This is a genomic window from Chamaesiphon sp. OTE_75_metabat_556 (assembly GCF_031378165.1).
Lineage (GTDB): Bacteria > Cyanobacteriota > Cyanobacteriia > Cyanobacteriales > Chamaesiphonaceae > Chamaesiphon.
This window is the reverse complement of record NZ_JANNDR010000399.1, coordinates 1-4384: the sequence shown is the minus strand read 5'-3', so window position 1 is coordinate 4384 and position 4384 is coordinate 1. Positions and strand designations below refer to the sequence as shown.

At 47.0% G+C, this 4384-nt stretch carries 5 protein-coding genes and 1 pseudogene; 1 reads left to right on the top strand and 5 read right to left on the bottom strand.

Annotation, left to right across the window (positions count from 1 at the left end; genetic code table 11):
- Window positions 1–78: 78 nt before the first annotated feature.
- From RMO27_RS16160 to RMO27_RS16140, 5 genes are all read right to left on the bottom strand, one after another.
- Entirely contained in the window at window positions 79–1092 is a 1014-nt protein-coding gene (locus tag RMO27_RS16160) for a helix-hairpin-helix domain-containing protein (protein WP_309734337.1), read from the bottom strand.
- A gap of 87 nt (window positions 1093–1179) precedes the next feature.
- Complete coding sequence (locus tag RMO27_RS16155) at window positions 1180–2187, bottom strand: multicopper oxidase domain-containing protein (RefSeq protein ID WP_309734335.1); 1008 nt, start codon at window positions 2185–2187, stop codon at window positions 1180–1182.
- 147 nt (window positions 2188–2334) lie between these two features.
- The gene (gene panD, locus RMO27_RS16150; protein WP_309734333.1) at window positions 2335–2715 is read right to left on the bottom strand and encodes an aspartate 1-decarboxylase; all 381 of its coding nucleotides are present in this window, start codon (window positions 2713–2715) and stop codon (window positions 2335–2337) included.
- Window positions 2716–2846: 131 nt separating this feature from the next.
- Entirely contained in the window at window positions 2847–3359 is a 513-nt protein-coding gene (locus RMO27_RS16145; protein WP_309734331.1) for an inorganic diphosphatase, read from the bottom strand.
- A 126-nt stretch (window positions 3360–3485) separates the two neighbouring features.
- Complete coding sequence (locus RMO27_RS16140) at window positions 3486–3671, bottom strand: hypothetical protein (protein WP_309734330.1); 186 nt, start codon at window positions 3669–3671, stop codon at window positions 3486–3488.
- Between the two features lie 410 nt (window positions 3672–4081).
- Between RMO27_RS16140 and RMO27_RS16135 the strand changes: the two are divergent.
- Window positions 4082–4384 (top strand): annotated as a pseudogene (locus RMO27_RS16135) (hypothetical protein); the annotation flags it as partial.

Sequence of the window (4384 nt, the reverse complement as noted above, 5' to 3'; positions counted from 1 at the left end):
TTCGACACCCTCGCGGAGGGTGATAATAAACGTAGGTAAGGCGGAACTAAAATCCATCGATCGATTACAGGTAAAGGATTAGGCGGCAGTTTTGGCGATCTTTTGAGCTTCCGACTCGATCGATTTAATGAGCTTGGTTACTTCATCTGCGGTCTTCACTGGGGTGGCTGGGGCGACGGCAGTAGGCCATGCTTTGGTAAGATCCGCCAGGGTAGTGCTGATCGTGGTTGCGGCTGCTGAATTATCTTTTTTAAGCTGCGGTTCGATCGCTTTGTAGAGTTGATTTGCATAAACCACAAATCCACGAGAATCTTGATACTCCACGACTTGGGCGATCTTGCCATTGGCAATTGATGCCTTATACTCAGAGTTGGCCGTATCTAATAAGCCATTAATGATTTGGAGCGCGAATTTCGATGAATTGCGCTGGGTGGCTGGCAAGATGTTAATTGCACCATCGACCGATTTCATGGCTGCGGTAAAATCGGTGTTAACTTTAGTACCATCTTTAGCACCTCCTTTGACTAAATCGAGCAGTGCAATCAATGGTGTCTTAAATTCTGGTACCTTGCGTTCTTTTAGTTGATCTTCTACATCAGCATAGATCTCTTCAACTGGGTGTCCGATATGGGGTTCGGCTTGGGCGACCTGTTTGAGATCGAGGAGTTCCTTGGCGACCATTAGATGACCTTTCATCAGTCCCAATTTGGTCATGTAGTCTACATCCCTAGCTTCGCCAGTGAGGACTACCTCTTCGATCGTGACCAGATCTTTGATTTGGTCGTACTGAGCTTGGTCGATGACTTTCTTACTGACTAGCTCTTCGGGCTTGGCATAGGGGCGGCTACCTTGGATTTTATTCGACAGGGCTGGGACTCCCAGTTTGGCTTCTAGCTTGTCCAACTCTGACAAAATTGCGTTATTAATGTTAATTTTTTTACCATGGCCGTCCATTGAGTGTTCGCTTGAGGGCTGACTGCTGCTAGCTGTAGGCGCAGGGGTAACAGCTTCGGGTGTCTTCATACAGGCATTGACGCTAATGAGTAAGACCGCACTAGCTAGCCCGTAGCCCAAATAGGTGAGAAATTTCATTAATGCTTATTTATTACTTATATCAATTCAATTCTGTCTATCTTACTCTTTTTTGAGAATAGTTAGCAATAAATTGCGAAAAATGGCTTAACTTTTTGCTACCACATCAAAAAAGCCCATGCAACCAGACTCGGCGATATTATCCTGATGCGGATGGAACATAAACTTTCCGGGATACTTGAAGCTAAACTCGATAATGTGTCGCTCGGCAGTGCCCATTGTGATGACATCACTTTCGTGGCTGGGAACGAGTGTGCGTCCAGTCGGGTAAACCTGGAACATATTGGCATGAAGATGAAAGGTAGCTACCGGATCGAGTTCGATCGTATTTTGGAGATAGATGCGGATGAGCGCATCTTGCTGGATCGGAATCGGGTGGTGCATATAGTAATTCGGTAAGCCATTAAAAGCATACAACTCGTTTTTACCATCGCTGTCTAGATCGTAGCCGCCCATCATCAACACCATTTCATCAGCAGCAGGGCGGGGCGTAGGTGGATCGACGATCAGCATCCCATACAAACCTTTGCCAATATGTCTGGTCACAGGCTCAATATGGCAGTGGTAGGGATAGATGCCAAATGAGTCAGCATCAAACTCATAAATAAAGACTGCATTATTCTTGATGGGTTTAATGCCATCCATTGCGGCTGGATGGGTACCGTGGAAATGGATCGTATGATAGTGTCCGCCGTGATTGGAAAAAACCACCCGAATCCGATCGCCCTGTGTCGCTCTGAGTGTTGGTCCGGGGACTTGTCCGTTGAAATTCCAGACGATAAAACTGGTGGATTTGTTGAGTTGAACGGTGGCGGAGCCGGCTTCGAGGCGAAACTCTCTGACGGTGCGACCGTTTTCTTGAGTGACAGTCCCATAGTCAAAGTTGCGGAGGTATTTGACGGGGTTAAATCCACTTAGAGCGTCGGCCTCAGTCATTTGTGGCATCGGTGGAGCTTTGAGACTAGATCGATCGTTACGACTGATGAAGTTCAAGCCATAAGCAGTACCGATCGCACCCAAGCCGCCGCCAATCCCCCATTTCATCATTCTTCGCCTCGACCATCGACTGGCTTCATCATTGAGTTGGTTGGGCATTGAAAATATTGTTGAGAATCTATAGCAGCTATTTTAAGCGATCTGATGTCTCGATCGAATACCCTCTCAAAAATCGCTCGATTTTCCAATCAAAACAGCAGCTAGTCGATCTGGAGTTCGACTAGCTGCTGTTTTGACGGTACTTCATCAACCAATCCCAGCCGGGATGTCCGATTTTACGTGAATAATTTGATTGCGATCGTCTACGATGACTACTTTGGGGCGGTGATTTTGAGCCTCAGTATCTAGCAACTGCGCGTAGGTCATGATAATTAGTTTGTCACCTTTAATGCCCAATCTCGCGGCGGCACCATTTAACTCGATCGCGCCGCTCCCTGAAGCTGCGGAGATCGCGTAGGTAATAAATCGTTCGCCATTATTAACATTGACGACATGCACTTGTTCGTAGGGAAGGATGCCGACTGCCAGCAGTAAGGTTTCGTCGATACTGATGCTGCCCATATATTGCAGGTTGGCATCGGTAATCGTACAACTGTGAATTTTGGCTGCCAATAAAGTGCGCTGCATAACTTAGCGATGGGGGATGAGGGATGAAAAGATCGGCACGCGATGGTAGATGGGATGGGGCGACTCAAGGATGGAGATGCAGCACGAATCGATCTGCCATCCTCTGTGTCTTAACCCTGATTCCCGATGCGCTACTTCTTAGCTGCGGCAACGCATTCTTGAACGAGTGGCATCACTGCATCGACATCTTTCCAACCGAGAATTTCAGTTACTTTCTTTTCCAGGTTTTTGTAGGTTTTGAAAAACTCGGAGATTTCATCCAACCGATGTTGGGGAACATCTTTGAGTGATTTGACATTGGCGTAGCGGGGATCTTTGTCAGGAACGCAGAGAATTTTTTCATCGCGATCGCCACCATCGATCATTTCTAGCATACCGATCGGCCGTGCGGCAATCACGCAGCCAGGAAAAGTTGGTTGATCCATCATCACTATCCCGTCCAAAGGATCGCCGTCATTACCGAGGGTATTGGGAATAAAGCCATAGTCGTAGGGATATTGCACGGATGAGGAGAGGACTCGATCGAGTGCCATCGCATTCATGTCTTTATCAAATTCATATTTATTCTTACTCCCAGCAGGGATTTCGATTAAAACGTTAATAATCCCGTATTTAGGTTGCGCGGGAATGAGCGTTAAGTCCAAAATAAAATTCTCCAATTTAAACAGTCTGGGTCGAGTTCGGGCGATCACCCGAACTTGCCTGTCTGCATTTTACTAGGGATTGGGAATTGGATATATAGCTGTTAAGTCCGAATCTTAGGGTTTAACTCATTCGGGTGACACTACTGGCGGCGAAGTGGGTAATGCGCGCACGCTGCTAACTGGCGAATAATGAACGATCGCCGCAACCGGAAGGATCAGCGTAAAAATCGCGATCGCGCTACCCCAGAACTCTCCCCACTTTTTCGGAGGAGGTTCGGTTGTTGATTTGCCAGGTGTGCCACTTGAATCCATTCGATGTACTTATTTAATTCGGCATTGGTGCTAGCTCTCAACTTAGGTTGGGAGACAAATGTTGCACCACTGTTTATATTTTACCCAATAATGACGGCTTAGTTGTTACATAGCTCTCAATTATTCGCATTTATGCTAGTGTTCGCTCGATCAGCTAGCTGGCGATCCCCTAGCTAGCTAATATTTGTGGCGCGATCGCTCAGGTCGAGTCGGGTTGTTTCAGCAGTATTACAAATAAATCGATCGGGGCTTAATTCTGGGTCGGCAACTCGATCTCATCGGCGGACACCACTGTCACTCGATCGCCTACGAGATCGAACCAGCAGGGTAGATAGAGAAAATCGGTGAGATGATGGCGGCTAATTGCTAAACTCGATCGGTAAACTAGCGATATTGTTGGAAATATTTTTATGCCGATCGAGACTTTATTTCCACTAGCAATCTATTATGACGATCTGCCGGATGCGTCCAAACATCAACAAAGTTTACTCGCAGCAGTGCTGCAACTAGAGCACGATGGAGCTGAGCGTCGGAACTACCCAGAAATGGCCTGGACGGGCGATCTCCACGGCGTAGAGCAAATTCATACTAATCCAGCTTTTGCGTGGATTGTCGAGCAGGTAGAGCGGCATACAGCGATTTATTTACTAGAGCTGGGTGTAGATCTAACTTTGGTAGATCTATATATTCAACGCGCTTGGCCGATCGTCTCG

Bases quoted from the DNA above. Each gene is read 5' to 3' on its own strand.
- RMO27_RS16160 (WP_309734337.1), bottom strand. From the start codon at position 1,092: ATGAAATTTCTCACCTATTTGGGCTACGGGCTAGCTAGTGCGGTCTTA.
- RMO27_RS16155 (WP_309734335.1), bottom strand. From the start codon at position 2,187: ATGCCCAACCAACTCAATGATGAAGCCAGTCGATGGTCGAGGCGAAGA.
- panD (WP_309734333.1), bottom strand. From the start codon at position 2,715: ATGCAGCGCACTTTATTGGCAGCCAAAATTCACAGTTGTACGATTACC.
- RMO27_RS16140 (WP_309734330.1), bottom strand. From the start codon at position 3,671: ATGGATTCAAGTGGCACACCTGGCAAATCAACAACCGAACCTCCTCCG.